At 63.7% G+C, this 25,237-nt stretch carries 19 protein-coding genes; 13 read left to right on the top strand and 6 right to left on the bottom strand.

What is annotated here, in order from left to right; translation table 11 throughout:
- Positions 1–78 precede the first annotated feature (78 nt).
- Positions 79–1,512: an aminotransferase-like domain-containing protein gene (locus PQQ51_RS30580; RefSeq protein ID WP_408500934.1), complete on the top strand. Its 1,434-nt coding sequence runs from the start codon at positions 79–81 to the stop codon at positions 1,510–1,512.
- A 33-nt stretch (positions 1,513–1,545) separates the two neighbouring features.
- Complete coding sequence (locus PQQ51_RS30585) at positions 1,546–1,848, top strand: helix-turn-helix domain-containing protein (RefSeq protein WP_408500951.1); 303 nt, start codon at positions 1,546–1,548, stop codon at positions 1,846–1,848.
- 33 nt (positions 1,849–1,881) lie between these two features.
- On the opposite strand, the gene PQQ51_RS30590 is transcribed toward PQQ51_RS30585, so the two are convergent.
- Entirely contained in the window at positions 1,882–2,448 is a 567-nt protein-coding gene (locus PQQ51_RS30590; protein ID WP_408500935.1) for a lysozyme inhibitor LprI family protein, read from the bottom strand.
- A gap of 189 nt (positions 2,449–2,637) precedes the next feature.
- Between PQQ51_RS30590 and PQQ51_RS30595 the strand changes: the two genes are divergently transcribed.
- The 5 genes from PQQ51_RS30595 to PQQ51_RS30615 all read left to right on the top strand — a co-directional run bounded on the left by PQQ51_RS30595 (position 2,638) and on the right by PQQ51_RS30615 (position 8,615).
- Entirely contained in the window at positions 2,638–3,399 is a 762-nt protein-coding gene (locus PQQ51_RS30595; RefSeq protein ID WP_408500936.1) for an SH3 domain-containing protein, read from the top strand.
- A 227-nt stretch (positions 3,400–3,626) separates the two neighbouring features.
- A complete protein-coding gene (locus PQQ51_RS30600; protein WP_408500937.1) occupies positions 3,627–5,933 on the top strand; it encodes a putative bifunctional diguanylate cyclase/phosphodiesterase in 2,307 nt (768 codons plus the stop codon).
- A 112-nt stretch (positions 5,934–6,045) separates the two neighbouring features.
- On the top strand, positions 6,046–7,446 hold the full coding sequence (locus PQQ51_RS30605) for an FAD-containing oxidoreductase (RefSeq protein ID WP_408500938.1): 1,401 nt from the start codon (positions 6,046–6,048) through the stop codon (positions 7,444–7,446).
- Between the two features lie 117 nt (positions 7,447–7,563).
- Positions 7,564–8,139: a TMEM175 family protein gene (locus PQQ51_RS30610; RefSeq protein ID WP_408500939.1), complete on the top strand. Its 576-nt coding sequence runs from the start codon at positions 7,564–7,566 to the stop codon at positions 8,137–8,139.
- Positions 8,140–8,141: 2 nt separating this feature from the next.
- A complete protein-coding gene (locus PQQ51_RS30615) occupies positions 8,142–8,615 on the top strand; it encodes a metallophosphoesterase family protein (RefSeq protein WP_408500940.1) in 474 nt (157 codons plus the stop codon).
- Positions 8,616–8,711: 96 nt separating this feature from the next.
- Here the strand turns inward: PQQ51_RS30615 and proP are convergent, their stop codons facing one another.
- The 3 genes from proP to argA form a co-directional block, all read right to left on the bottom strand.
- Positions 8,712–10,214: a glycine betaine/L-proline transporter ProP gene (proP, locus tag PQQ51_RS30620; protein WP_408500941.1), complete on the bottom strand. Its 1,503-nt coding sequence runs from the start codon at positions 10,212–10,214 to the stop codon at positions 8,712–8,714.
- Between the two features lie 697 nt (positions 10,215–10,911).
- Positions 10,912–11,190: an oxidative damage protection protein gene (locus PQQ51_RS30625; RefSeq protein WP_408500942.1), complete on the bottom strand. Its 279-nt coding sequence runs from the start codon at positions 11,188–11,190 to the stop codon at positions 10,912–10,914.
- Positions 11,191–11,246: 56 nt separating this feature from the next.
- A complete protein-coding gene (gene argA, locus PQQ51_RS30630) occupies positions 11,247–12,635 on the bottom strand; it encodes an amino-acid N-acetyltransferase (protein ID WP_408500943.1) in 1,389 nt (462 codons plus the stop codon).
- Positions 12,636–12,658: 23 nt separating this feature from the next.
- On the opposite strand from argA, the gene hrpA reads away from it, so the two are divergent.
- Complete coding sequence (gene hrpA, locus PQQ51_RS30635; protein WP_408500944.1) at positions 12,659–16,909, top strand: ATP-dependent RNA helicase HrpA; 4,251 nt, start codon at positions 12,659–12,661, stop codon at positions 16,907–16,909.
- 296 nt (positions 16,910–17,205) lie between these two features.
- On the opposite strand, the gene PQQ51_RS30640 is transcribed toward hrpA, so the two are convergent.
- Positions 17,206–19,086: a YadA family autotransporter adhesin gene (locus tag PQQ51_RS30640; RefSeq protein WP_494478656.1), complete on the bottom strand. Its 1,881-nt coding sequence runs from the start codon at positions 19,084–19,086 to the stop codon at positions 17,206–17,208.
- 569 nt (positions 19,087–19,655) lie between these two features.
- Between PQQ51_RS30640 and PQQ51_RS30645 the strand changes: the two genes are divergently transcribed.
- The 4 genes from PQQ51_RS30645 to PQQ51_RS30660 all read left to right on the top strand — a co-directional run bounded on the left by PQQ51_RS30645 (position 19,656) and on the right by PQQ51_RS30660 (position 23,665).
- Entirely contained in the window at positions 19,656–20,675 is a 1,020-nt protein-coding gene (locus tag PQQ51_RS30645) for a YVTN family beta-propeller repeat protein (RefSeq protein WP_408500945.1), read from the top strand.
- A gap of 95 nt (positions 20,676–20,770) precedes the next feature.
- Positions 20,771–21,775 carry a sterol desaturase family protein gene (locus PQQ51_RS30650; protein WP_408500946.1) on the top strand — a complete coding sequence of 335 codons (1,005 nt, stop codon included), beginning with the start codon at positions 20,771–20,773 and terminating at the stop codon, positions 21,773–21,775.
- Positions 21,776–21,961: 186 nt separating this feature from the next.
- Entirely contained in the window at positions 21,962–22,792 is an 831-nt protein-coding gene (locus tag PQQ51_RS30655) for an EI24 domain-containing protein (protein WP_408500947.1), read from the top strand.
- Between the two features lie 36 nt (positions 22,793–22,828).
- The gene (locus PQQ51_RS30660; RefSeq protein ID WP_408500948.1) at positions 22,829–23,665 is read left to right on the top strand and encodes a competence/damage-inducible protein A; all 837 of its coding nucleotides are present in this window, start codon (positions 22,829–22,831) and stop codon (positions 23,663–23,665) included.
- Between the two features lie 200 nt (positions 23,666–23,865).
- On the opposite strand, the gene PQQ51_RS30665 is transcribed toward PQQ51_RS30660, so the two are convergent.
- Positions 23,866–24,330, bottom strand: a complete 465-nt coding sequence (locus PQQ51_RS30665; protein ID WP_408500949.1) for a rhodanese-like domain-containing protein — start codon at positions 24,328–24,330, stop codon at positions 23,866–23,868.
- Positions 24,331–24,805: 475 nt separating this feature from the next.
- Between PQQ51_RS30665 and PQQ51_RS30670 the strand changes: the two genes are divergently transcribed.
- Positions 24,806–25,237 (top strand): glutamine synthetase beta-grasp domain-containing protein (locus PQQ51_RS30670; RefSeq protein WP_408500950.1); only part of this gene is annotated, 432 nt, incomplete at its 3' end.

Below are 25,237 nucleotides of genomic sequence, written 5' to 3' on the forward strand. Positions count from 1 at the left end.
CGTAAAGCGGAGGAGTACAGTTAGGTGCTTTCTGTCATAGACTGACGTTCCCGCCCACGCGTTGCTTGAGCCAAGTCCTTGAAACTGTACGAAAAGCTCGCCGATGAGATGACCGAAGCCGTGCGCCGCGGCGTGTTCGCGGCGGGCGAGCGGATTCCTTCGGTGCGGCAGGCGAGCCAGCAGCACGGCGTCAGCATCAAGACGGTGCTGCATGCGTACGCGTTGCTGGAAAGCCGCGGGATCGTCGAAACGCGGCCGCAGTCGGGGTATTTCGTGCGCGACGCGGCGGCCGTCGCGGCAGCGCTCGACGAACCGCGCCTGAGCCGCAAGCCGGTCGCGCAGGCGCCGCCGGTGGCCGCCGAGGTGGACGTGAGCCGGTTGGTGTTGTCCACGTTGCGCAGCATCCGCGCGCACGACGCGATGCCGCTCGGCTCGCCGTACCCCGATCCGTCGCTGTTCCCCGGGCGTCGGATCAACCAGTACGCGAATGCGATTGCACGGCGCCAGGCGAGCTGGAATCTGATCGACGACCTGCCGCCCGGCAATCCCGAGCTGATCCGCCAGATCGCGCGGCGCTACGCGGAGAACGGCGTGCCGGTCGATCCGGACGACATCGTCATCACGCTCGGCGCGACCGAGGCGATCAACCTCAGCTTGCAGGCGGTCGCGAAACCCGGCGACACGGTCGCCGTCGAATCGCCGACTTACTACGCGATGCTGCACGCGATCGAGCGCCTCGGGATGCGCGCGATCGAAGTGGCGACGCATCCGGTGCATGGCATCGATGTCGACGCGCTCGCGCAAATCATCCGTAAGCAGAAGATTGCGGCGTGCATGGTGATGCCGAACTTCCAGAATCCGCTCGGTTTCCAGATGCCCGACGCGCGCAAACGGCAACTCGTCGCACTGCTTGCCGAGCATGAGATTCCCGCGATCGAAAACGACGTGTACCAGGAGCTGTATTTCGGCGACGCGCGGCCATCGACGCTGAAGAACTTCGATACCCAGGGACTGGTGCTGCATTGCGCGTCGTTTTCGAAGAGCCTGACCGCGTCGTACCGGATCGGTTGGGCGATGCCGGGGCGTTATCGCGCGCAGGTCGAGAAGCTCAAGTTTCTCAATACGCTGACCACGCCATCGGTGCCGCAAGTGGCTGTCGCCGATTATCTGCGGCAGGACGGCTATGATCGGCATCTGCGCCATGTGCGCAAGGTGTACCGGCAGCAGGCGAGCATCATGATCGCGATGGTGCAGCGCTTTTTCCCGGCCGGCACGCGCACGTCGACGCCGCAAGGCGGCTATGTGCTGTGGGTGGAATTGCCCGAACGCGTCGATTCGATGCGGCTTTATCAGGCGGCGCTCGCGCGCGGCATCACGATCGGGCCGGGCATGATGTTTTCGACGCGCAACGATTTTCGCCATTTCATCCGGCTCAATTACAGCTATCCGTGGACGGCGCAGACCGAAGCGGCGCTGAAGACGCTGGGAGAACTGGTCGCGCAGATGGCTTGAGAGGAGACAGGCATGACAGAAGAAACGATACCCATGGATGACGACGAACTCGATCCGGTGCTGGTCGCGATCCTGGCGCAACTGTGGCGCGCGCATCGGGAGACGCCGGGCGGCGCATGGTCGCTGGCCAAACTGTCGAAACAGGCGGGGGTGCCGATGAGCGGTTTGCGGCGGCAATTGACGGCGCTCGTCGACGGCGAACTGGTGGAGACCGCCTTCAACGACGAAGGCACCGGAACCGCGCGACTGAGCGAGATCGGCGTCGGCCTGTGCGCGGAGTTGTTCCGGGATTCGGATCCACCGGAGGAGACGGAGCCGTCGCCGAAGCTTCACTAAAACTACGCTCTTCGTTTCGCGTCAGAAAAACGATTACTCACCCCGCTCCGAAGGAGCCACCATCGCCACCCCACAAAACCAATCCCCACCCCGCGGTTCATACCGCCATGGACTCTTCTGCTGAATCACAGTCGAACACTGATCATGCAATTCGATCCCAGGGTTCGCCGCCGTGCACTGAAGCAGCATAGCGGTCTCCATCTGCTGCAAAGCCGGCGCGGGCATCGGCGCGTTACGCCCATCGTCGGCCCCGCCGGGCGTCAACCCGGGCGCGCCCACCTGCATGCTTTCAAGCAACCGTTTCAATTCGTCGATCCGCGTCGAATACCACGTCCCCAGACACGCTGCGTCCCGGCAATTCGCCTCTCGCCATGCCCACTTGCTGTCGCTGTCCGTCAGAAAGGCCCGCCGGTTTAACACCCGGCGCCGCGCTTTCCAGTACAGTTGTCCAAGCGTGTCGTCGAGCTTCGACAGCGCAGGGTCGTTGCAGATCATCCGTTCGGTCAGCGAACGTCCTTTGGTGCAGTCGAAGCTGGTAGCTTGAGCAGGCAGATGCGCGAACAACAGTGCAGCGATCAAGACAGGGCGGAGGATTCTCATGGCGGTCCCGGCAGTACATGGTTTTCTATCCCGTCGATGATCAGCCGAGTCGCCGGAAGACAGACCCCGGAGCACAACGTGACTTCAGGCAGGTGATTACCAAATCTTGCGTTGCGTTGCGATGTGCCAAAGCCTGAAACGGTAGAACTGCGCGAACGCCAGGCGTGGGATCAAAAGGGGAGAGACGAAATGAAACAACCACTCGTTCGATGGCTTTACCTGGCAACCGGTTTGCTCGCGCTGCCAGCCGCGGCGTTCGCTCAATCGCAGGCCTATACCAACGGACCGGTCAACGTACGCGCCGGCCCCGCGTCGGACTATCCGGTCGTCACGCAATTGCCAGGCGGCGTCCCGCTCTCGGTGATGGGCTGCCTCAGCAACTACCAGTGGTGCGATGTCGCCGCCCCCAATCTGCGTGGCTGGGTCTACGCCGGCCGGCTCAACTATCCGTACCAGGGCAGCAACGTCCCGCTGATGAACTACGGCACGGTAATCGGCTTGCCAATCGTGACGTTCTCGATCGGCACGTACTGGGGTAACTACTATCGCGGTCGACCATGGTACGGCCAGCAGTCTCGTTGGTCTCACCATCCGCCGCCTCCGCCGCCGAGACCCGGCGCCGGACGTCCGCCAGGACCGCCACCCGGACATGGCGGCGGACGTCCCCCAGGACCGCCGCCAGGCCATGCAGGAGGCCGCCCGCCGGGAGGACTGCCGCCAGGCCATGCAGGAGGCCGTCCGCCGGGAGGTCCGCCACCGGGCAATGCAGGAGGCCGTCCGCCCGGGAACGCTGGCGGCGGCGGCCGTCCACCGGATAACGCGCAAGGCCGTCCGCCGGGCGGTGGTGGTCGGCCCGACGGCGGCGGTAGCAGGCCGCCTGGCGGTGGGGAAAATCGCGGCGGTGGGGGCAACAACGGCGGAGGAGGAGGCGGTGGCCGTCCGCCCGGCTAAAGCGGCTAAAGCGGCTAAAGCGGCGAACGCAGCGAACACGGCAAACGCAGCAAACACACCGTTCCGCCCGATCTTCGCCGCACACGGGGCAGCCCATTCCGGCCGGACAGAAACCCTCACCGGCCGCCTGTCATGCCCATGCGTGCCGACTAAAATTGACCTGTTTAACGTAAACCCCGCTACGCCGCGTACACTGATTTGCCGATGTCGGGTTAGGGGGCGCATTTATGACACGCGAAGCGACATCAGATAGCGCGATGGGCGCGATGCCGGACGGCGCTCGCAATGGGCAGAATCTGGCGGAAGAGGTATTGGCGTCGGAGCGCACCGTGTTGCGGCTGATCACCCGCAACACGCCGCTACCGGAACTGCTCGACGAAGTCTGCCGCCGCGCGGAAGCGCTGCTCGGCGAAGGCGCGTCGTGCTCGATCCTGCTGCTCGACGCAGACGGGGTGCACACCCGCGTCGGCGGCGCGCCGTCGTTGCCGGCGCATTTCAGCGCCGCGTTGGACGGCTTCGCAATCGGCCCGCAGGCCGGTTCGTGCGGCACCGCGATGTTCGAGCGCCGCATGGTCGCCGTCGACGATATCGAAACCGATCCGCTATGGGCCGATTACCGGCATCTCGCATTGCCGCTCGGTCTGCGCGCGTGCTGGTCCGTGCCGTTTGAAAACGATTCCGGCGTGGTGCTCGGCGCGTTCGCGGTGTATCACCGCGCATCGCGCCGGCCGACGGCCGAGGAAGAGTCGATTCTGAACGACATCAGCCATAGCGTCGGGGTCGCCGTGCATCAGGACGCCATGGCCAAACGCCTCGCGCTCAGCGAGGAACATCACCGCCTGGTGGTCGATCATCTGAACGAGGGGATCGTCGTACAGTCGCGCGACGGCGTGGTGCTCGCGTGCAACCCGAGCGCGCAGCGCATCCTGCGCGCGAGCGCCGGGATCGTCGGCCGCGACATCATGACGGTGATGACGTGCGTCTACCACGAAGACGGCTCGGTCCTCACCGAAGCCGAGCGTCCGACCATGCAGGTGTTCGCGAGCGGCAAGCCGATACTGGGCGCCACGATCGGGCTGCAGCTGATCGGCGGCGACATGGTCTGGATCACCGAAAACGTCGTGCCGATCCTCAAACCGGGCGACAGCGAACCGGGCTCGGTACTGATCTCGTTCACCGACATCGGACCGGTGCGTGAAGCGCAACGCCAGCTCAAGCTGCTCGCGACCCGCGATCCGCTCACCGGCCTGTACAACCGCGCGTATCTGACCGAGCGGATGCGCGACCTGTTCACACCGGACGGCTCGGCGAGCGGCGAATGCGCGCGCGTCGCGGTGCTGTTCCTCGATCTGGACGGCTTCAAGAAGGTCAACGACACCGCCGGCCACGAAGCGGGCGACGCGCTGCTGTGCAGTGTCGCGGAGCGGCTGTCGGCCTGCATCGGGCGCGGCGACATGCTCGCGCGCGTGGGCGGCGACGAGTTCGTGATCGTCGTCAGCGGCCATGAGGACACGGATCATCTGACCGCGCTCGCGCGCCGCCTGCTCGACATGATCGCGGTGCCGTTCGCGGCGGCGGGCAACGAGTACTACCTGGGCGCGTCGATCGGCATCAGCGTGTTTCCGGAAGACGGCCAGGACGTGCCGACCCTGATCCGCAACGCCGATTCGGCGATGTACTACGCGAAGCAATGCGGCCGCAACAATTTCCAGTTCTTCACCGCGGAGCTGAACCGGCGTCTGCAGCGTCGTTTCTCGATCGAGCAATCGCTGCGCCGTGCGCTCGCCACCGACGAGCTGAGTCTCGTGTACCAGCCGATCGTCGACAGCCGGTACGGCCGCACGATCGGCGCCGAAGCGCTGCTGCGCTGGTATAACAGCGAGCTCGGCGACGTGTCGCCGGCCGAATTCATTCCGGTCGCCGAAGACGCCGGCCTGATCGTCGAGATCGGCCACTGGGTGCTGACGCGCGCGTGCGAGCAGCTCGCGCAGTGGCGCCGCACGCTCGCGCCGGATCTGGTCGTCGCGGTGAACCTGTCGCCGCGGCAGTTCAACGACGGTCTCGTCGAGCGCATCGAACGTTGCCTCGCGACGTTCGGGCTCGAACCGGCCGCGCTCGAACTGGAAATCACCGAGCGGCTGCTGATGAGCGACAGCGAAATCGTGTTGCCGATGCTGAGCGCGCTGACCGCAATGGGCGTGAAAATTTCCGTCGACGACTTCGGCACCGGCTATTCGTCGCTGTCGTATCTGAAGCGCTTTCCGCTGCATAACCTGAAGATCGATCGCTCGTTCGTCGCAGGGTTGCCGGACCATCGCGATTCGATTGCGATTACCCAGGCGGTGGTGGCGATGGCGCACTCGCTCGGCATGAACGTCACCGCGGAAGGCGTCGAGACCGAGGCGCAGGCGGCGTTTCTGCGCGGGATCGATTGCGACAAGCAGCAGGGCTATCTGTACAGCCGGCCCGTCGGAGCGAGAGCGTACGCAAGAACTTTGAGCGCCGCGCGCACCGGGATGGCCGATATTTCGTAGGGTCTTTCGCGGTTTCGAGGCCACGCCGGCACGCGTGAAAAGCCGCCTCAGCGGTGCCCCTCAAGCCGCGAGCCGATGCAACGAGCTGCACCTGAACCTCGGGAGAGATGCCATGCCACAGCACTTCGACGCAGTCGTCATCGGCACGGGACAAGGCGGCGCGCCGCTGGCCGTGCGCCTCGGTGAAAGCGGCCGCAAAACCGCGGTCATCGAACGCGCGGCGTTCGGCGGCACCTGTGTGAACGTCGGCTGCACGCCGACCAAATCGTATGTGGCGAGCGCCCGCGCCGCACATGTCGCGCGCCATGCCGCGGAGCTGGGCGTGCAGGTGAGCGGCGCGGTCGGCGTCGATCTGGCGGCCGTCAAAACGCGTAAGGACCGGATCATCGGCGAATCGCGCGACGGCGTCGAAAAATGGCTGCGCGGTGCGGACAATGTCACTGTTTTCAACGGCCATGCGCGTTTCACCGGCGCTCACACGCTGTCCATCAGCGCGCCCGACGGCAAGCTGCTCGACGAATTGAGCGCCGACGAAATCTTCATCAATACCGGCACGCGCGCGGTCGTGCCGACGCTCGACGGACTCGAGCGGATTCGTTACTACACCAACTCCAACCTGCTCGATCTGACGCAATTGCCCGCGCATCTGGCGATTGTCGGCGGCAGCTATATCGCGCTCGAATTCGCGCAGATCTTCCGGCGTTTCGGCAGCCGCGTGACGGTGCTCGTGCGCGGCGAGCGGCTGCTCGCGCGCGAAGACGCCGATTTCGCCGACTCCGTGCGCAAGGTGCTGGCGCGCGAAGGCGTCGAATTCCGCTTCGGCGTAGAGCCTTCGCGCGTCGAACCGCATCCGCATCGCGAGCACGACGTGTGCATCGGCTTCGCGCAGAATCTGCCCGCGCTCGAAGCGTCGCATCTTCTGTTCGCCACCGGCCGCGAGCCGAATACCGACGACCTCGGCCTCGCCGCCGCCGGCATCGCGACCGACAAACACGGCACGATTCCCGTCGACGCTCAGTTGCGCACCAACGTGCCGGGTGTCTGGGCGATCGGCGACGTCAACGGCCGCGGCGCATTTACCCACACTTCGTACGACGACTTCCAGATCGTCGCGGCGAATCTGCTCGACGGCGGCACGCGCAGCGTCGACACGCGGATCATGACGTACGCGGTGTTCGTCGATCCGCCGCTCGCGCGAGTCGGTCTTTCGGAGGCCGACGTGCGCAAGTCGGGCCGCGACGCGCTGATCGCCACGATGCCGATGACGCGGGTCGGCCGCGCACGCGAACGCGGCGAGACCGACGGCTTCATGAAGGTGCTGGTCGACGCCGGCAGCAAGCAGATTCTCGGCGCGGCGATTCACGGTATCGAAGGCGACGAGGCGCTGCACACGTTCATCGACATCATGACGGCGGGCGCGCCGTATCCGACGTTGCAGTACGCGATGCATATTCACCCGACCATCAGCGAACTGGTGCCGACGCTGCTCGACGGTCTGAAGCCGTTGAAGTGAGTGGCGGCCCTTTGCAGGCCGATCGAAAGCACATCGACAAAGCCGATCGCCATCGCGGATAATCGGCAGCGGCGCGGGCTGCGCGCCTAACCGCAATCAATCTCAGGAATCCGACCGATGGGCAAGGGACGCATCGAAGCCTTCAGCGATGGCGTGATCGCCATCATCATCACGATCATGGTGCTCGAATTGAAGGTGCCCGAAGGCTACGATCTTGCCGCGCTGCGGCCGGTGGCGCCGGTGTTTTGCGCGTACGTGCTGAGTTTCGTCTACGTCGGCATCTACTGGAACAATCACCATCACATGTTTCATACCGTGCAGAAGGTCAACGGCGCGGTGTTGTGGGCCAATCTTCATCTGCTGTTCTGGTTGTCGCTGCTGCCGGCCGTCACGCATTGGGTCGGTGAAAATCATCTGGCTTCGTGGCCGACCGCGATGTACGGCGTCGTGCTGTTCATGTCGGCGATCGCCTATTTCATTCTGACGCGCGTGCTGATCCGTGAACATGGCGGGGAATCGACGCTCGCGAAGGCGGTCGGCAACGACTTCAAGGGCAAGGTCTCGGTGGTGATCTATCTGGCCGGTATCGCGCTGGCCTTCGTCGCGCCGTGGGTCTCGGCGGCGTTGTACACGCTGGCCGCCGCGTGGTGGCTCATTCCCGACCGGCGCATCGAACACGTGCTGGAAGCGTAAGCGTGCGTGCCCCGTCCACTCGCATCGGCCTGATCTCCGACACGCATAACCTCGTGCGTCCGGAAGCGTTGCAGTACCTCGCGGGTTGCGACGCGATCATCCATGCCGGCGACATCTGCAATCCGTCTGTGCTCGATGCGCTCGCGCAGATCGCGCCTTTAACCGCGGTGCGCGGCAATAACGACGTCGGCGAGTGGGCGGCGGCCGTACCGACGCACGCCAAACTCACCGTGCAGCAGGTGGCGATCCTCGTCGTGCACGATATCGCGGACGTACCCGCCGGTCCGCGCAGCGATGGTATTCACGTGGTCGTTACCGGCCATTCGCACAAGCCGTCGATCAGCGAGCGCGACGGCGTGCTGTTCGTCAATCCGGGCAGCGCCGGTCCGCGGCGGTTCAAGTTGCCGGTGTCCGCGGGCATGCTGATCGTCGAAGGCGCACAGGCCACGGCGAAGTTCGATTTGCTGCTGACATGAAAAAACGGGCCGGCAAAAAATTTGCCGGCCCGTTTTCGGACACTTTTCCGACACATCAGCTATGGAGCGCGATGCAACCCGCGCTCAAGTACGCGCTCATGCACGCGCAGTAGCCGCGGCCGCATAACCCTCATCCATTTCCGCCGCTTCGCATTCGCCGCGCAGTACCGCATGCGCTTCGGCACGCGTCGCCACGCACGGACCCGAGCCGAGCAGCGGCTTGCGCGCGGTTTCGCGCAACGCGAGCACCGCCGCGATCCCGATCAGCGACGCGCCCATCAGATAGTACGCGGGCATCATCAGATTGCCGGTGCTGTCGACGAGCCATGCGGTGACGAGCGGCGTCGTGCCGCCGAACAGCGATACCGAGATGTTGAAGCCGATCGCCAGCGCGCCGTAGCGGATCTTCGTCGGGAACAGTGCCGGCAGCGCCGACGGCATCACGCCGGTGAAGCACGACAGCAGCACGCCGAGAATCATCAGGCCGCCGAACACCGGCAGCACCGTGCCCATCCGGATCAGCAGCAGCGCCGGAATCGACAGCGCGAACAGACCCACGCAACCGAACAGCATCACCGGCTTGCGGCCGATCGTGTCGGACAGACGGCCGGCGGCGAGCGTCATCGGCATCATCAGCACCATGACGAGCAGCACGAGGAACAGGCCGTGCGTTTCGTTGAAATGCAGCGTGGCCGACAGATAGCTCGGCAGATACGACAGCGCCATGTAATCGGTGACGTTGAAGATCAGCACGAGGCCGACGCACAGTAGCAGCGGCTTCCACTGCTGCATCAGCAACTCGCGCAACGATTGTTTGGGCAGCGCCTTGTCTTCCGCTTCGCGCTGTTCGGCCTGCTTCTTGAACGCAGGCGTTTCTTCGAGCTTCAGCCGGATGTACAGACCCACCAGGCCCAGCGGACCCGCGATCAGGAACGGCACACGCCAGCCCCACGACAGCAGCGCGTCGTTCGACAGCACCGCCGTGAGTACCGCGACGGTGCCCGCGCCGAGCACGTAGCCGATCAGCGTGCCGAATTCGAGGAAGCTGCCCATGAAGCCGCGGCGCTTGTCCGTCGAAAATTCGGCGATAAAGGTCGCCGCGCCGCCGTACTCGCCGCCGGTCGAGAAGCCTTGCACCAGACGCGCGACCAGCAGCAGCACCGGCGCGAAGATGCCGATCGTCGCATAGCTCGGAATCAGGCCGATCGCGAAGGTGCCGAGCGCCATCATGATCATCGTCATCGCCAATACGCGTTGACGGCCGATGCGGTCACCCAGCGGCCCGAACACCATGCCGCCGACCGGTCGCACGAGGAACGCCGCGGCGAACGTGCCGAACGTGGCGATCAACTGTGCAGCCGGGCTGGCCGACGGGAAGAAAACTTTGCCGAGCGTGACGGCGATGTAGCTGTACACGCCGAAATCGAACCATTCCATCGCGTTGCCGAGCGCCATCGCGCCAACGGCCCGCTTGAGGAGAGATTTGTCGACGACAGTGATGTCGTCGAGGGAGAGGCGCTGTTCTTCTTTGTGATGTCGCCAGAAGCCGTTGCTGGAAGCGGTCAAGGTGAAAACTCCAATGACTGCGACGAAACTCATGAAAACGCGCATGAACGTTCCGCCACGGGTGCTGGGGAAGTGTCGTTTCGCGAGCGAAAAGCGGCGGCGGGTTTTCGCGGTCGACGTTTGAACGTCAACCGCGAAAGAGTGGGCGCGAAGGGAAACACAACGCCCGTGCCTCGCGAGACAGATCGCGAAAAAACACTCGTCTAGATTGTGCTGACTGTTGCATCTGCGTGGCCGTGGAAGGGGGGCAGATGCATGAGGACGCTGGGGTGGCTGGAAGCTGGCCCATGCGCCGCTGGAAGGCTTGAAACGAAAAAGGCCGGTGCTGGATCGCCGCAGTGCTGCTAACTGATGCGAGCTTATGCGGTGAAACGACCGACGAGCCTTCTTGTATAAAAACTGTTCAATCCACGGCTCGCGCACGCAATGCGTGGAACTTAGGATGAACGTGAATGAAGGTGAAATGCTGTTGGAACGGTGCACATAATAGCACGATGACAGAGGATCGTGCAAACCCGGTGTCCGCCGTGGGTTTGGGGGACGGTGCTCAATCCCTTGCGGGGCGGGGGATCCGGCGGATTTTCTGGGTATGGAAAGAGCGCTTAAAAATGGCCCGAAATGTACCGTCTGGAGAGTTTTAACGCATGCTTCAGACGAAAAAAAATCCGCGCACGCGGCGCGGATTTTTCATCAAGCGGGGCAGGGCGCGAGCGTTGGCCCGAGGCGCAAATTACTCGGCAGCCGGCGGCGGCACATAACCCTGCGCTGTATCCGCGCCTTCGCCGAAGAAGAATTTTTCGGTCTGCTTCATCAGGTATTGACGCGCGCGCGGATCGGCCATGTTCAGGCGGTTTTCGTTGATCAGCATGGTTTGCTGCTTCAACCAGGCCTGCCACGCTTCCTTCGAAATGCTTTCGTAGATCCGCTTGCCGAGTTCGCCCGGCAGCGGCGGGAAATCGAGAGCTTCGGCTTCCTTGCCGAGCTTCGCGCATTGAACCATACGAGTCATGCTGTGTTTCTCCGGTAATCAGATGTGGGGCGGCTAGTCGTTTTATATGGGGCCGCTCAGAGCTGTTTCATCAGCACGAGCGACTTGCGCTGCCAGTTGTAGAGGCGGCGGCGGTCTTCAGGCAGATCGTCGACCGTGACCTTGACGAAGCCGCGCTTCAGGAACCAGTGTTCGGTGCGCGTGGTGAGCACGAAAATGCGTGTGAGGCCGCGGGCGCGCGCGCGTTGTTCGATGCGCTTGAGCAGGCGCTCGCCGTCGCCCGTGCCTTGCGCTTCCGGCGCGACCGTGAGGCAGGCCATTTCGCCGATGCGCTCCTGCGGATACGGATACAGCGCCGCGCAGCCGAACAGCACGCCATCGTGCTCGATCACCGAGAAATGGTCGATGTCGCGTTCGATCTGATGGCGGCCGCGCCGTACCAGCGTGCCGTCGGATTCGAGCGGCTCGATCAGCGAGAGAATGCCGCCGACGTCGTCCGGCGTGGCTTCGCGCAGGCTTTCGAGGTTCTCGTACGAGATCATCGTGCCCACGCCGTCGTGCAGGAACAGTTCGAGCAGCAGGCTGCCGTCGAGCGCGTAGGGGATGATGTGCGCCCGCGCGACGCCGCCGCGGCACGCGCGGATCGAATGCTTCAGATAGAAACCGGCGTCGCCGGTGACTTCGCCGCTTTCGTGCAGCTTGTACGCGTCGTCGAGCGACAGTTCGCGGACCAGTTCGGGGCCGTCTTCGCCGGTTTCCATCAGGCCCGGCGTTTCGGTCAGGAACACGATCTTGTCGGCGCGCAGCGCGATCGCCGCCGCCGATGCGACGTCTTCCATCGACAGATTGAAGGCCTCGCCGGTGGGCGAGAAGCCGAGCGGCGACAACAACACCAGTTTGCGGCTCGCGAGCGAATGGCGGATCGAATCCGCGTCGATCTTGCGCACCACGCCGGTGTGCGCGAAGTCGACGCCATCGAGAATGCCGACCGGCCGTGCCGTCACGAAGTTGCCCGACACCACGCTGATGTGCGCGTGCGCCATCGGCGTGTTCGGCAAGCCCTGGCTGATCGCGGCCTCGATGTCCAGACGGACTTCGCCGGCCGCTTCTTTTGCGGACTCCAGCGCGCGCGCGTCGGTAATTCGCATGCCGTGCGAAAACTCGGATTCCACGCCGTGCAGGCTCATTTGCTCTTCGACCTGCGGTCGCGAGCCGTGCACCAGAACGATCTGGATGCCCATTGCCTGCAACAGCGCGATGTCGGACACGAGCGCGTTCAGGAGCCCCTGATGCACCACCTCGCCGCCGAAACCGACGACAAAAGTCTTGTTACGGAACGCATGGATGTAAGGGGCGACTGAGCGCATCCAGTCGACGAATTGCGCGTGCTGGGCGAGGTCTTCCGTTGCTCCGGTGGGGGCCGGAACGCTCGCGGGCGCGGGGACGAGGTCGGTTTGGGAATTCATGCCGGGGATTATAATGCGCCCCCATGTCGAATGTACCCAAAAGTCCCGCTCCGGCGAACGAGAATACGGCGCCGGCCGCCGATCAGGTGAAGGCCGGCGATCTGCCGCGCCGCGATGACGGACGCGCGCAAAACGCGGCGCGTGGCCAACGCCCGCGGCAAGAGGCTGGGCCAGGCGCCCAGCCCGGTCGTGAATCACGGCCGCCGCAAGAGCCACGTCCGTCAAGTCCACCACGTCCACCACGTCCACCACGGCCGCCGCGCGTCGTCGAGCCGAACCCGATCCCGCCGATCACCTTCCCCGAAGCGCTGCCGGTGTCCGGCCGCCGCGAGGAAATCGCGCGCGCGATCGCGCAAAACCAGGTGGTGATCGTTTGCGGCGAGACCGGCTCGGGCAAGACCACCCAATTGCCGAAAATCTGCCTCGAACTCGGGCGCGGTCTCGGCGCGGGCGGCACCGGTCTGATCGGCCACACGCAGCCGCGCCGGATCGCCGCGTCGGCGACCGGCCGGCGCATCGCCGAAGAACTCGGCACGCCGTTCGGCGAAGTGGTCGGCTACAAGGTTCGCTTTACCGACAATCTGTCGCCCGGCGCGTCCGTGAAGCTGATGACCGACGGCATTCTGCTCGCGGAAACGCAGACCGATCCGCTGCTGAAAGCCTACGACACGCTGATCATCGACGAAGCGCACGAGCGCAGTCTGAACATCGATTTTCTGCTCGGTTACCTGAAGGAAATCCTCGTCAAGCGCCCCGATCTGAAACTGATCGTGACCTCGGCGACCATCGACGCGGATCGCTTCGCCCGCCATTTCGGCAGCGAAGAAAAACCCGCGCCGGTGATCGAAGTGAGCGGGCGGCTCTATCCGGTCGAAGTACGCTACCGGCCGGTCGCGGAAGACAGCCCGGCGGTGAAGGCGGCGGAGGGCACGGCCTCGACGTCGGCGGGGTCGCGCGAATCGCGTGACAGGCCGAAAACGCAGCGCGAGACTGACCGCGATCTGATGGAAGCGATCGTCGACGCGGTCGACGAACTGTGCCGCGAAGGCCCCGGCGACGTGCTCGTGTTCCTGCCCGGCGAGCGCGAAATCCGCGACGCCGCCGAAGCGCTGCGCAAGCACCATCCGCCGCATACGGAGATTTTGCCGCTGTTCGCGCGCCTCTCGGCGGCCGACCAGGAGCGCGTGTTCCGCACGTCGAACGCGCGCCGCATCGTGCTCGCGACCAACGTCGCCGAAACCTCGCTGACGGTGCCGGGCATTCGCTATGTGGTCGACACCGGGCTCGCGCGCGTGAAGCGCTACTCGTATCGCAACAAGGTCGAGCAGTTGCAGGTCGAGTCGATTTCGCAGGCGGCCGCGAATCAGCGCGCCGGACGTTGCGGTCGCGTTGCCGACGGCGTGTGCATTCGTCTCTATGAGGAGAGCGATTTTCAGGGCCGCGTGCGTTTTACCGATCCGGAGATTCTGCGTTCGTCACTGGCCTCCGTGATTCTGCGGATGAAATCGCTGCATCTGACGGCGATCGAAACCTTTCCGTTTATCGAGCCGCCGCCGGGCCGCGCGATCGCCGACGGCTACCAGTTGCTCAACGAACTGGGTGCCGTCGACGACGACAACCAGCTCACGCCGCTCGGCCGCGAACTCGCGCGCTTGCCGCTCGATCCGCGGGTCGGCCGGATGATTCTCGCCGCGCGCGATCAGCAGGCGTTGAAGGAAGTGCTGATTATCGCGAGCGCGCTGTCCGTGCAGGACCCGCGCGACCGGCCGATCGAAGCGCAGGAGCAGGCGGACCAGGCGCATCGCCGGTTCGCCGACGAGCGCTCCGAGTTCCTGCAATGGCTGAAAATCTGGAACTGGTTTGAAGAAGCGATCGCGCACAAGAAGTCGAACAAGCAGTTGCACGACGAGTGCCGCAAGAACTTCCTGTCGCAATTGCGTTTGCGCGAATGGCGCGACGTGCACTCGCAACTGCTGACAGTGGTGCGCGAACACGGCTGGCGTCTGAACGAAGCGGAAGCCACGTTCGAGCAGATCCATCTCGCGCTGCTGACGGGCCTGCTCGGCAACATCGGCCTGAAAGCCGACGACGAACCGTATTACCTCGGCGCGCGCGGCATCAAATTCTATTTGTGGCCGGGTTCCGCGCTGGTGAAGAAGGCGGGCAAATGGGCGATGGCCGCCGAACTGGTCGAGACGAGCCGCCTGTACGCGCGTTGTATTGCGAAGATCGAGCCGGAGTGGATCGAGAAGATCGGTGCGCATCTGCTGAAGAAGTCGTTGTCTGAGCCGCATTGGGAGAAGCGCGCGGCGCAGGTGTCCGCGTTCGAGCGCGCGATGCTGTACGGCCTGCCGATTTATCACCGGCGGCGCGTGAGTTTCGGCAAGCAGGACCCGGCGCGGGCGCGCGAGTTGTTTATTCGCGGCGCGCTGGTGGAAGGCGAATTCGACACGAAGCTCGCGTTCTTCGCGCACAACCGCAAGCTGCTCGCCGACATCGAGCAACTTGAGCACAAGTCGCGTCGTCAGGACGTGCTGGTCGACGATGAACTGATCTTCGCGTTCTACGATCAGGCGCTGCCGGCGGGCATTTACACCGGCGCGTCGTTCGAGCGCTGGTATCGCGACGAGGTGAAGAAGAGCGGTCAGACCGACGACAAGCTGCGTCTGCTGTATCTGTCGCGCGACGATCTGATGCGGCACGAAGCCGCCGGCGTGACGACCGACCTGTTCCCGAAACGGATGACGATGTCGGGCGTCGAGATGGGGCTCACTTACCACTTCGAACCGGGCTCGCCGCGCGACGGCGTGACGCTCGCGGTGCCGCTGTACGCATTGAATCAAGTGGATGCGCGGCGCTGCGAATGGCTCGTGCCCGGCATGCTGAAAGAGAAGACGCAACTGCTGCTGAAGTCTTTGCCGCAGAAGCTGCGGCGCAATTGCGTGCCGTTGCCGGAGTACGCAGCGGGTTTCGTCGAGCGTCATAGCGGGCAGCGTTTCGGCGCGGGCGGCTTGCTCGAGTCGCTGATCGCGGACATTCGCGAGCGCACCCAGGTCGCGATGAAGCAGGCCGACTTCAAGCTCGAGACGCTGCCGCCGCATCTGTTCATGAACTTCAAGGTCGTCGACGAGCATGGACGTCAGCTCGCGATGGGCCGCAATCTGTCGCAATTGCGCGCCGAACTCGGCGGCCAGGCGCAGCAGCATTTTCAGAAGATCGCATCGGGTGCGGCTGGTGTGGCGCTGGCGGGCGCGGGCGGTGGAAGTGGCGCGGCGGGTTCGCCTGCGGGCGTTGCCGGTGCTGCGGGTTTGGCTTCGGCTTCGGCTTCGATTTCGGCTGACGCGAGAGGCAAGGGTGCTGGCGCGGGTCCGCACACCCAGGCTTCGGCCCAGCCAGGTACCGCGGGCACTGCGGGCACCGCGCTGTACGAAAAGCTCACTACGTGGAATTTCGGCAAGCTTCCGGAGCTGCTGGAGATCCGCCGTGGCGGCCAGACGCTGTTCGGCTATCCGGCGCTCGTGGATCGCGGCACGCACTGCGACGTCGAAGTATTCGATTCACCCGACGAAGCGGCGCGCATCCATCGCGCCGGACTGCGGCGTCTGTTCGCGTTGCAGTTGAAGGAGCCGATCAAGTATCTGGAGAAGAATCTGCCGGGTCTGCGCGAAATGGCGATGCAGTTCATGCCGCGCGGCACGCAGGAAGAACTGCGCGATCAATTGATCGACACCGCGCTCGACCGCGCCTGTCTGCAAGATCCGTTGCCCGACGACGACACCAGCTTCCATACGCGCCGCGACGAAGGCCGCAGCCGTCTCACCTTGCTGGCGCAGGAAATCTCGCGGCTGGTCGGGCAGATCCTGAGCGAATACGCGAGCGTGACGAAGAAGCTGGTGCAGGCGAAAGCGTTCACGACCGCGCACGCGGACATGCAGAACCAGCTCGACGGCTTGATCGGCAAACGCTTTGTGGTCGATACGCCCTACACGCAATTGACGCATTTCCCGCGCTATCTGAAGGGCATTGCGATGCGCGTCGACAAGCTCAAGGCGGATTCGGCGCGCGACGCTCGGCAGTTCGCCGAGTTTCAACCGTTGCTGCAGAACTACCAGCGCGCGCTCGCTCAGCGGGGCGGGGTGCTGGATACGCGGCTGTCGGAATTCCGTTGGCTGCTTGAGGAGTTGCGCATTTCGTTGTTCGCGCAGGAACTGCGTACGCCGATGCCGGTGTCGGTGAAGCGGCTTTATAAGGTGTGGGAGTCGATGCAGCGCTGAGTTTCGCTCAGGCCGTGCGGGACGGATGCCGGTTCTGCCCGGTGTCCGGCTTTGCGCGGGTTCATACATTCTCGCGGCCTCGTTTATCCGCGTTTCGATCCGCGGGTTGTCGCCTGGCGCGCGGTTCGCTGACGAACGCAAAAAAGCGCGCGATATCGCTCCGTAGAGGAATGACATCGCGCGCAAAGGGCGTGAACCCGTCCCCGGGTCCACGCCCGCTCGCTGCTACAACGAGAGATCACTCGTCTGCGAGATGGCGGATTCAGATCGAACCCGTCACGCTTCGCACCCGTGTCTTACCAGTGCATGCCGGCGCCGACCGACGCGCCAAACTGACCGCGCGAATCCGTGGTGCCTTGCACCTTGTAGACCCACTTACCTGTTTCCGACAATTGCGACACGCCGACGGCCATGGCCGACTGGCCGCCGTACGTGCCGCCGGCGATCGCGACCATGCCGTGCCCCGGCAATACGGCTTGCGGCAAACCGGCCACCGCCAGCGCGGACGCGGTGCCGCCATACGCGTCGCGGCGAGCGGAGCGGATCTGGTCGTCGGTGTAGCTGTTGGCCTGGCCGACTGCGCCGCCGATGCTTTGCTGCAACTGGTTCAAGTTGACCGCGTCCGTGCCCTGTACGCCCGCCGCAACGTTCGCGATCTGTCGCTCCTGACCCACCGCGCCGATCGACACCGTATTCGCGCGATCTGCAACCGATCCCTGGCCGAGCGCGACCGAATTGTCGGCGCCGGCGTTTGCCGCAGCGCCTAGCGCGATGGCGTTGCTGCCCGCAGCCTGCGCGTTGGCGCCCAAGGCGATGGCGTTGTTCGCGCCGGCAATTGCGTTTGCGCCGAGCGCGACGGCGTTGCTGCCCGCGGCCTGCGCGTTGGCGCCCGACGCGACCGAGTGCGTGCCCGATGCCAGCGCGCCCTCGGTGTCGCGATCGCCTTCGGCGCTGAAGAACGGATTGGCGGTGTTGACGGTGATGTTGCCGACCGCGCCGTTGATGGCCGCGTCGAGTTGACTGACGTTGACCGCGTCGGACGGCGCGACGCCGTCGGCGACGTTGTGAATCACGGTGCCGCCGCTCGCCGGATCGCCGAGTGTGACGCTGCTTTTGTCGACGCTGCCATCGGGGTTCTGGTCATAGACCACTGCGCGGTCGAGCTTCGTGGCGTCGGCACGGGTTTGCGCGCTCACCGCGTTCAGTTGGGCAACGTTGACGGCGTCGGTATCTTCCTTGCCGGCCGCGACGTTGGTGATCTGGCGTTCGCTGCCGGCGGACCCGACTGAGACCGTGTCGGCACGATCGGCGACCGAGCCGCGACCAAGCGCCACGGCGTTCTGCGCCAGCGCGCTGGCGCTATCGCCTAATGCCACCGCGCCGTCGGCGCGAGTGGCGGAACCCCGGCCCAATGCGACGGAACCTGTGCCGGACGCTTCGGCCAGCGTGCCGAGGGCGACGCTGCCCAGACCGTTGGCGACCGAATTCATGCCGACTGCGATGGCGATTGCGTCACCGGCAACAGCATTGGTGCCGACCGCGAGCGAGTAGTCATCGTTCGCCTGCGCATTGGCCCCCACTGCGATGGCGCCGATGCCGCTCGTATTGGCGAGTGCGCCGAGTGCCATGCCGTTCTCGCTGGACGCCATGGCGGCGTAGCCCAGCGCGACAGCGTTGAAGCCATTGGCGGCCGAGAACGCGCCGATGGCCGCCGCATTCGGGCCCATCACCGTCGCCAGATTGCCGATCGCCGTGCCGTTATCTTCAGTTGCCCACGCGGATGAGCCGGCGGCGAAAGCGCCGGTCCCCGTGGCGCGGGCAAAAAGGCCAAGCGCGTTTGCACCGTCGCCAGTTGCCGTAGTCATTTCGCCGATCGCAGTCGAACCGATGCCGGTTGCGACTGCGTTCCCGCCTGCTGCGACAGCGCCGGGTCCGCTTGCAAGGGCGGGTCGGTCGCCCGTATTGGAATATGCGCGCGCATCGTAATAGCTGGTTGCAGCGTCTCCCGCCGCATGGGCTCCTGTCGTGCTGCCTAACAGCGTGGCCCCGGCCAGCGCAGCCTGCGCGAGAAGCTGTTGTCGCAGCGCTGCGCGACTACTCTTCAATTGAGTCGTTTCCGACATGTTGATCCACGTCCCGGAGCTTTTGCACCGGACCGTTTTGTAAATCCTGTTCATTATTCAGAAACTCCGTGGTATTGCATGCGTGGACGGTGTGTAAAAAACACGGCAATCCGGATAAAGCTCTATTGGCCCAACGTGTGCCGCTCAAAAAATAAAAACAGATAGACCGCAGTGGTGCCGTCTTTCATGTTTTATGTTCAGCTGATTTTCGTGAGCGGGGATCGCCTTCGTCACGCGCTGATGTCACAGGGTTGATTGCCTAGGCGATGCACTGAAGCATTCTCCGGTCTGCTGCGGAACGGTCGGAATAAGCCAATTCTTAAATGGCAGAAAATAAAATCGTCGATTGGATATAAATTTGAATATGTGTGTTTTTTTGTGAAAAATAGAGAATTTCTAATATTTTCCTTATTTTTTCTCATTTGCGAGCGCCGGATTTAGGACTGCAATAATCATTTGTCGACGCAAAAACAGGCCAACTAAACCTGTCGAAACGACATGCCTATGCAGAGACACCAATTCGTTGCGTCCCCCATTATTCGACGCGACAAACCAGTATCCACATCAACCTCGCGCCCCAGCAAACGTTCTACAATGACGGTTGTTCTCCGAAGTGAGTTTTCATGCGTAAATTTTTTCTTCCCGGCTTGACTTCCACGTTTGCCGCCGTCGCGGCGCTGGTCGCCGCCGCAGGCTTTTTTTCTCCGGCGGCCCACGCCAACAACGTGATCGTGCTCAATTCCGGCGAAGCCACGCTGAGCCTGATCGACGAAACCACCCGCCAGGTCGTCGGCACGGTGCCGACGGGTAAGGAACCGCATCACCTGATGGCCACGCCGGACAACTCGTCGCTGATCGTCGCGAACTCGGTGTCGAACAATCTGATGTTCGTCGATCCGAAGACGGGCAAGGTGCAGCGCTGGGTCGAAAACATCGAAGACCCGTATCAAATCGGTTTCTCGCCCGACCGCAAATGGCTTGTCACCACCGGTCTGCGGCTGGATCGCCTCGACATTTATCACTACGACAACGCGCAGAACCAGATGACCCTGGCTTCGCGTCTGCCGCTGGCCGTAATGCCCAGCCACATGGCGTTCACGAACGACAGCAAAACGGTGTTCGTCACGCTGCAGGTCTCGGGCGAGCTCGCCGCGATCGATCTGGCCACGCAAACCGTCAAGTGGAAGATGAAGGTGGGCAAGGTGCCGGCCGGCCTGTGGATGACGCCGGGCGAAAAATACCTGCTGGTGGGCATGACCGGCGCGGATTACGTCGCGGTGGTCGACTGGCGTAACCAGAAAATCGTCAAGACGATTCACACGGGCAACGGCGCGCACAACTTCCGCTCGCTCGCCGACGGCAAGCACGTGGCCGTGTCGAACCGCGTGGCAAGCACCATCAGCATCATCGACGAAGACTCGCTCACCAATGTCGGCGACATCACGGGTCTGATGCCCGGGCCTGACGACATGGAACTTTCTGCCGACAAACGCTACCTGTGGGTGACCTTCCGCTTCGCAAAGCACATCGGTATTATCGATCTGACCACGCGTAAGCTGATCCAGACGATTGCCGTCGGCCGGTCGCCGCACGGCATCTATTTCTTCAATCGCGCGCCGCTCACCGCGCCGAACGGCGCGTAATCTGGCATGAACGGCGGCACGAGCGTCGGCGCGAAAAGCAGCGCGAGTGCCGCGTATGAGCCAGTCGCGGCGGATGAAGCAACCAGGCCAGCACCATGTTCCAACTGATTTTTTCTTCTCTCGACAGTTTGGTCTCCGCCGTGCAGACATTGCTGTACGTCGACGTGGTGCAGCCGTTGCTGTTCCGTTTCAATCTGATGGATTACGACGAAGACACGTACGACAGCCTGTATTGGGTGATCGTCGGCGTCTTCGAGGTGCTGGCGATGTACGCGGTGCTGCGTCCGCTCGAGGCGCTGCGGCCGGTCGAGCAGTGGGAGAATCGCAAGGCGGTGCGGGTCGACGTGATCTACACGTGGATCGCCAAGCTGGGCATCCTCAATCTGCTGTTCTTTTTCGCGCTGCAGCCTCTGTTCGACAACGTGCAGGCGTGGCTGCGGCTGCGCAACATCGCGAATATCGAATTCGACAATCTGTGGCCCGGCGTGACCACGCAGCCGCTCGTCACCTTCGTGATGTATCTGCTGGTGCTGGACTTCGCCGGTTACTGGTATCACCGCTGGGAGCACCGGATCGGCCTGTGGTGGGAGTTGCACGCGGTGCATCACAGCCAGCAGCAGATGTCGCTGTGGTCGGACGATCGCAACCATCTGCTCGACGACCTGCTGCAGGCGTCGTTCTTCGCGGCGATCGCGCTGGTGATCGGGGTGCCGCCTTCGCAATTCGTCGTGCTGGTGGCGATCACCAATCTCGCACAGAGCGTGCAGCACGCGAATATCCGTCTTTACTTCGGCTGGCTCGGCGAGCGTTTGCTGGTCAGTCCGACGTTCCATCGCCGTCATCATGCAATCGGCTACGGTCACGAAGGGCTGAAGTACGGTTGCAACTTCGGCGTGCTGTTTCCCTGGTGGGACATGCTGTTTCGCAGCGTGTCGTGGAGTCGCGAGATGGAACCCACCGGCATTCGCGACCAGCTCGAAGGCCGTCGCTATGGCGAGGGTTTCTGGGCACAGCACTGGCTCGCATTCGTGCGCATCGCCGGGAGACTTTCGCCGAAACCGAAGCGCCGCGCCGAGCCGAGCGACACGGCTGCGGTCTGAACCTCCTTCCTCCGGCGCCGCCGGTTTCCCCGGCGGCGCGTCACGTGGTTTATCCTGTCCACGTTTGCGCGTGCCCACCTCGCCTGTTGCGCGGTTCGCGTTCCGCCTCCCGGAGTGCGGCTGCGTCGGCCGGTTCGCTGCGCGGTCTGTCCGGTTCCATCGTTTCGTTCACTGACACCTGCTCGCATGAATGACCTGTTGCGCTCGTTCGGGCGCGCACTCGCAAGCGCGCTGCACCCGCGCATGCTCTGGCTGACCTTCATGCCGTTTCTCGCGGCGACGGTCGGCTGGGGCGTGATCCTGTGGTTTTCCTGGCAGACGCTGATCGGCGCGACGCGCTCGTGGCTCGAAACCTGGTCGTTCACGCTCACGCTCTATCGCCTGTTCGACTGGCTCGGGTTTTCGGCGCTGCACGCGGCGATTGCGCCGTTCATCGTGATCGCGATGGCGATTCCGCTGATCGTCGTGACCGTGCTGCTGCTGATCGCCACGCTGTCGATGCCGTCCGTGATCCGCTTCCTGTCGGCGCGGCAATTCGCGAGCCTCGAGATGCGTCGTGGCGGAACGTGGTACGGTAGCCTCGGCCAGGCGTTGTGGACCACGCTGATCTGCATCGTGCTGCTGATCGTCACATTGCCGCTGTGGCTCGTGCCGCCGTTCTTCGCGCTGATTCCGCCGCTCCTGTGGGGCTGGCTGACCTATCGGGTGATGAGCTACGACGCGCTCGCGTTGCACGCCACACGCGACGAGCGGCGCGCGCTGGTGCGGCGCTTCCGCTTGCCGTTGCTGCTGATCGGCATCGCAAGCGGTTTGCTGGGTTCGCTGCCGACGCTGCTGTGGGCGTCGTCGGTCTGGCTGATCGTGCTGTTCCCGGTGATCACCGCGGTGACGATCTGGATCTACGCATTCATCCTCGTGTTTTCGGCGCTGTGGTTCGGCTACTACTGTCTGCGCGCGTTGCAACGCATGCGCGCGGAAGAGCAGGGCGTACGGCAGACGGCGCCGGTTTCTTACTGACGAATTACTGTTACTTATCAAGCGAAAGAGGCGGCAATGGCATTTGGCGTGATCATCATCGGCGACGAAATCCTGTCGGGCAGACGTGTCGACAAGCACCTGCCGAAGGTCATCGAGTTGCTCGGCGCGCGCGGGCTGTCGCTCGGCTGGGCGGAATACATCGGCGACGACCCGGAGCGCATCACGGCGACGCTGCGGCGCACGTTCGCGTCGGGAGACGTGGTGTTCTCGACGGGCGGCATCGGTGCGACGCCCGACGACCACACGCGTCAATGCGCGGCCGCGGCGCTCGGCGTGCCGCTCGAATTGCATCCGGAGGCGGCGAGGCTGATTCAGGAACGCATCCGCGACATGCATCCGGGGAGCTCGCCCGCGCCGCTCGATCTCGATTCGCCGGAGAATCGTCATCGGTTGAATATGGGTACGTTTCCGCAGGGCGCGTCGATCATCCCGAACGGCTACAACAAGATTCCGGGCTTTTCGATCAACCAGCATCACTTCGTGCCGGGCTTCCCGGTGATGGCGTGGCCGATGATCGAGTGGGTGCTGGATACCCAGTACGCGGATCTGCACCACGCGATGCCGCATGCGGAAAAGTCGCTGCTGGTGTTCGAATTGCCGGAGTCGCGACTGACGCCGCTGATGGAAAAGATCGAACAGGATTTTCCGGGCGTGCGCGTGTTCAGTTTGCCGAGTGTCGGCGATGCGGAACGCGGCGGCGTGTACGCGCGGCATCACATCGATCTGGGCGTGAAGGGCGAGCCGGAAGCGGTAGCGGCGGCCTTCGTGAAGCTGCGGGAAGGCGTGCATCTGCTGGGCGGCGATATCGTCGAGCAGGAAGCCGCGGCGGCTTCGGTCAAGCCGCGCGCCTGATGCCGGTGTTCGTTGCGTAAACTGGGCTTAGGTTTTTAAACCCGGCTTGAACCCGGTTTGAGTCCTACTGCAAATTCACTCAGCCGGCCGAGCACCCGCGGTACCGCTCGGCTTTCTGTAGGGTGCGCATCATCGGCGTGTCACATCCAGCACCGACGATGCGTCTAAGCTTTACTGCTCTCCTCAACGGCCAACGAGCGTTACGCGCCGATCCACGGCAAGCCGCGAAAACACCAGCCCGCTACCGTCTTCCGATGCCCCTGGCCGTCCTTGTCGCCTTCGAAGCCTTCCAGCAGGTCATACGCATGGGTGAAGCCCGCCTGGGTCGCGGCGATCGCGGCGAGTTTGGAGCGCGCGGCGCTGCGGCACAGGAACAGCACCGGCGTATCGGGCGAGGCCACCTCGCTCAACTGCTGCAGAAACGCCTGATTCGGCACGGCGCCCGGATAGCGCGTCCATTCCACGTGCGCGTATTGCCCGTCGCCGATAACCGGCCGGCCGACCCAGTCGAGTTCGGCGCGCGTGCGTACGTCGACAAGGCGCGTGCGTGGATCGAGCTGAAGCAGTTCGAACGCTTCGGCGGGCGAGACCGCGCCCGCATAGGGCAACTGGTTTTCGGTGCGGCGCTTGTCCGCCTGGGCGTACAACTGTTCGAGCGTGCTCATGAGGGCAAACCTCCTGTGGACCAAACGACCATTCTAGCGCGCGGCGTGCGGGGTGGAGACGGGCGGTCGGACACGGACTTGCCGGGCAGCACGGAGAGGAATCATCGCGGGAGCGAGTGGCAAACCGCGGTGGGCCGAATGCATCTAAATGGTGCAAAATATAGAAAATGCACCAAAATAGTTTGGGTGCCGGCAACGACTATTGCGGTTGCCTCAATGTGGTGCATTCTTCGGCTGGAAGATATAGGGGCTGCATGCGCTTCGGTGCGGCCATTCCCTGCAAACGCGCGTGCGGCGAGCTTCTGCGCCGGATTGGCGCATACATGGCATGGAAGCTGCTTTATTGGTCGCGATCGATTTGTCCAGGCATTGTCATATGTTCGTCCCAAGCGATCGAGGGGTGGACGCGCCGGGATGGGTCAGCTAGATTGGGCGGCGGCTGAGTCCGCCGAATTTGTTAATCAGGAGATAGGTTATGAGTAAATCCGTGGCCGACGTCGTTCAACTCGTCAAAGACGAAGACGTCAAGTTTGTCGACTTTCGTTTCACCGACACGCGCGGCAAGGAGCAACACGTTTCGGTGCCGGTGTCGGCATTCGATGAAGACAAGTTCGAAAGCGGCCATGCGTTTGACGGTTCGTCGATTGCCGGCTGGAAGGGCATCGAAGCATCGGACATGCTGCTGATTCCGGACGCGAACACCGCCTTCATCGACCCGTTCTACGAAGAATCCACCCTCGTGCTGACCTGCGACGTCGTCGAACCGGCTGACGGCAAGGGCTACGAGCGCGACCCGCGTTCGCTCGCGAAGCGCGCTGAAGCGTATCTGAAGAGCACGGGCCTCGGCGACACCGCCTTCTTCGGCCCGGAACCCGAATTCTTCATTTTCGACTCGGTCCAGTGGAAC

The sequence above is a fragment of the Paraburkholderia xenovorans genome (assembly GCF_046030735.1).
GTDB classification, from domain to species: Bacteria; Pseudomonadota; Gammaproteobacteria; order Burkholderiales; family Burkholderiaceae; genus Paraburkholderia; species Paraburkholderia xenovorans_A.

Excerpts from the sequence above, each read along its gene's own strand:
- PQQ51_RS30585 (WP_408500951.1), top strand. The coding sequence starts at position 1,546 with ATGGATGACGACGAACTCGATCCGGTGCTGGTCGCGATCCTGGCGCAA.
- PQQ51_RS30590 (WP_408500935.1), bottom strand. The coding sequence starts at position 2,448 with ATGAGAATCCTCCGCCCTGTCTTGATCGCTGCACTGTTGTTCGCGCAT.
- PQQ51_RS30595 (WP_408500936.1), top strand. The coding sequence starts at position 2,638 with ATGAAACAACCACTCGTTCGATGGCTTTACCTGGCAACCGGTTTGCTC.
- PQQ51_RS30600 (WP_408500937.1), top strand. The coding sequence starts at position 3,627 with ATGACACGCGAAGCGACATCAGATAGCGCGATGGGCGCGATGCCGGAC.
- PQQ51_RS30605 (WP_408500938.1), top strand. The coding sequence starts at position 6,046 with ATGCCACAGCACTTCGACGCAGTCGTCATCGGCACGGGACAAGGCGGC.
- PQQ51_RS30610 (WP_408500939.1), top strand. The coding sequence starts at position 7,564 with ATGGGCAAGGGACGCATCGAAGCCTTCAGCGATGGCGTGATCGCCATC.
- proP (WP_408500941.1), bottom strand. The coding sequence starts at position 10,214 with ATGAGTTTCGTCGCAGTCATTGGAGTTTTCACCTTGACCGCTTCCAGC.
- PQQ51_RS30625 (WP_408500942.1), bottom strand. The coding sequence starts at position 11,190 with ATGACTCGTATGGTTCAATGCGCGAAGCTCGGCAAGGAAGCCGAAGCT.
- argA (WP_408500943.1), bottom strand. The coding sequence starts at position 12,635 with ATGAATTCCCAAACCGACCTCGTCCCCGCGCCCGCGAGCGTTCCGGCC.
- hrpA (WP_408500944.1), top strand. The coding sequence starts at position 12,659 with ATGTCGAATGTACCCAAAAGTCCCGCTCCGGCGAACGAGAATACGGCG.
- PQQ51_RS30640 (WP_494478656.1), bottom strand. The coding sequence starts at position 19,086 with ATGAACAGGATTTACAAAACGGTCCGGTGCAAAAGCTCCGGGACGTGG.
- PQQ51_RS30645 (WP_408500945.1), top strand. The coding sequence starts at position 19,656 with ATGCGTAAATTTTTTCTTCCCGGCTTGACTTCCACGTTTGCCGCCGTC.
- PQQ51_RS30650 (WP_408500946.1), top strand. The coding sequence starts at position 20,771 with ATGTTCCAACTGATTTTTTCTTCTCTCGACAGTTTGGTCTCCGCCGTG.
- PQQ51_RS30655 (WP_408500947.1), top strand. The coding sequence starts at position 21,962 with ATGAATGACCTGTTGCGCTCGTTCGGGCGCGCACTCGCAAGCGCGCTG.
- PQQ51_RS30660 (WP_408500948.1), top strand. The coding sequence starts at position 22,829 with ATGGCATTTGGCGTGATCATCATCGGCGACGAAATCCTGTCGGGCAGA.
- PQQ51_RS30665 (WP_408500949.1), bottom strand. The coding sequence starts at position 24,330 with ATGAGCACGCTCGAACAGTTGTACGCCCAGGCGGACAAGCGCCGCACC.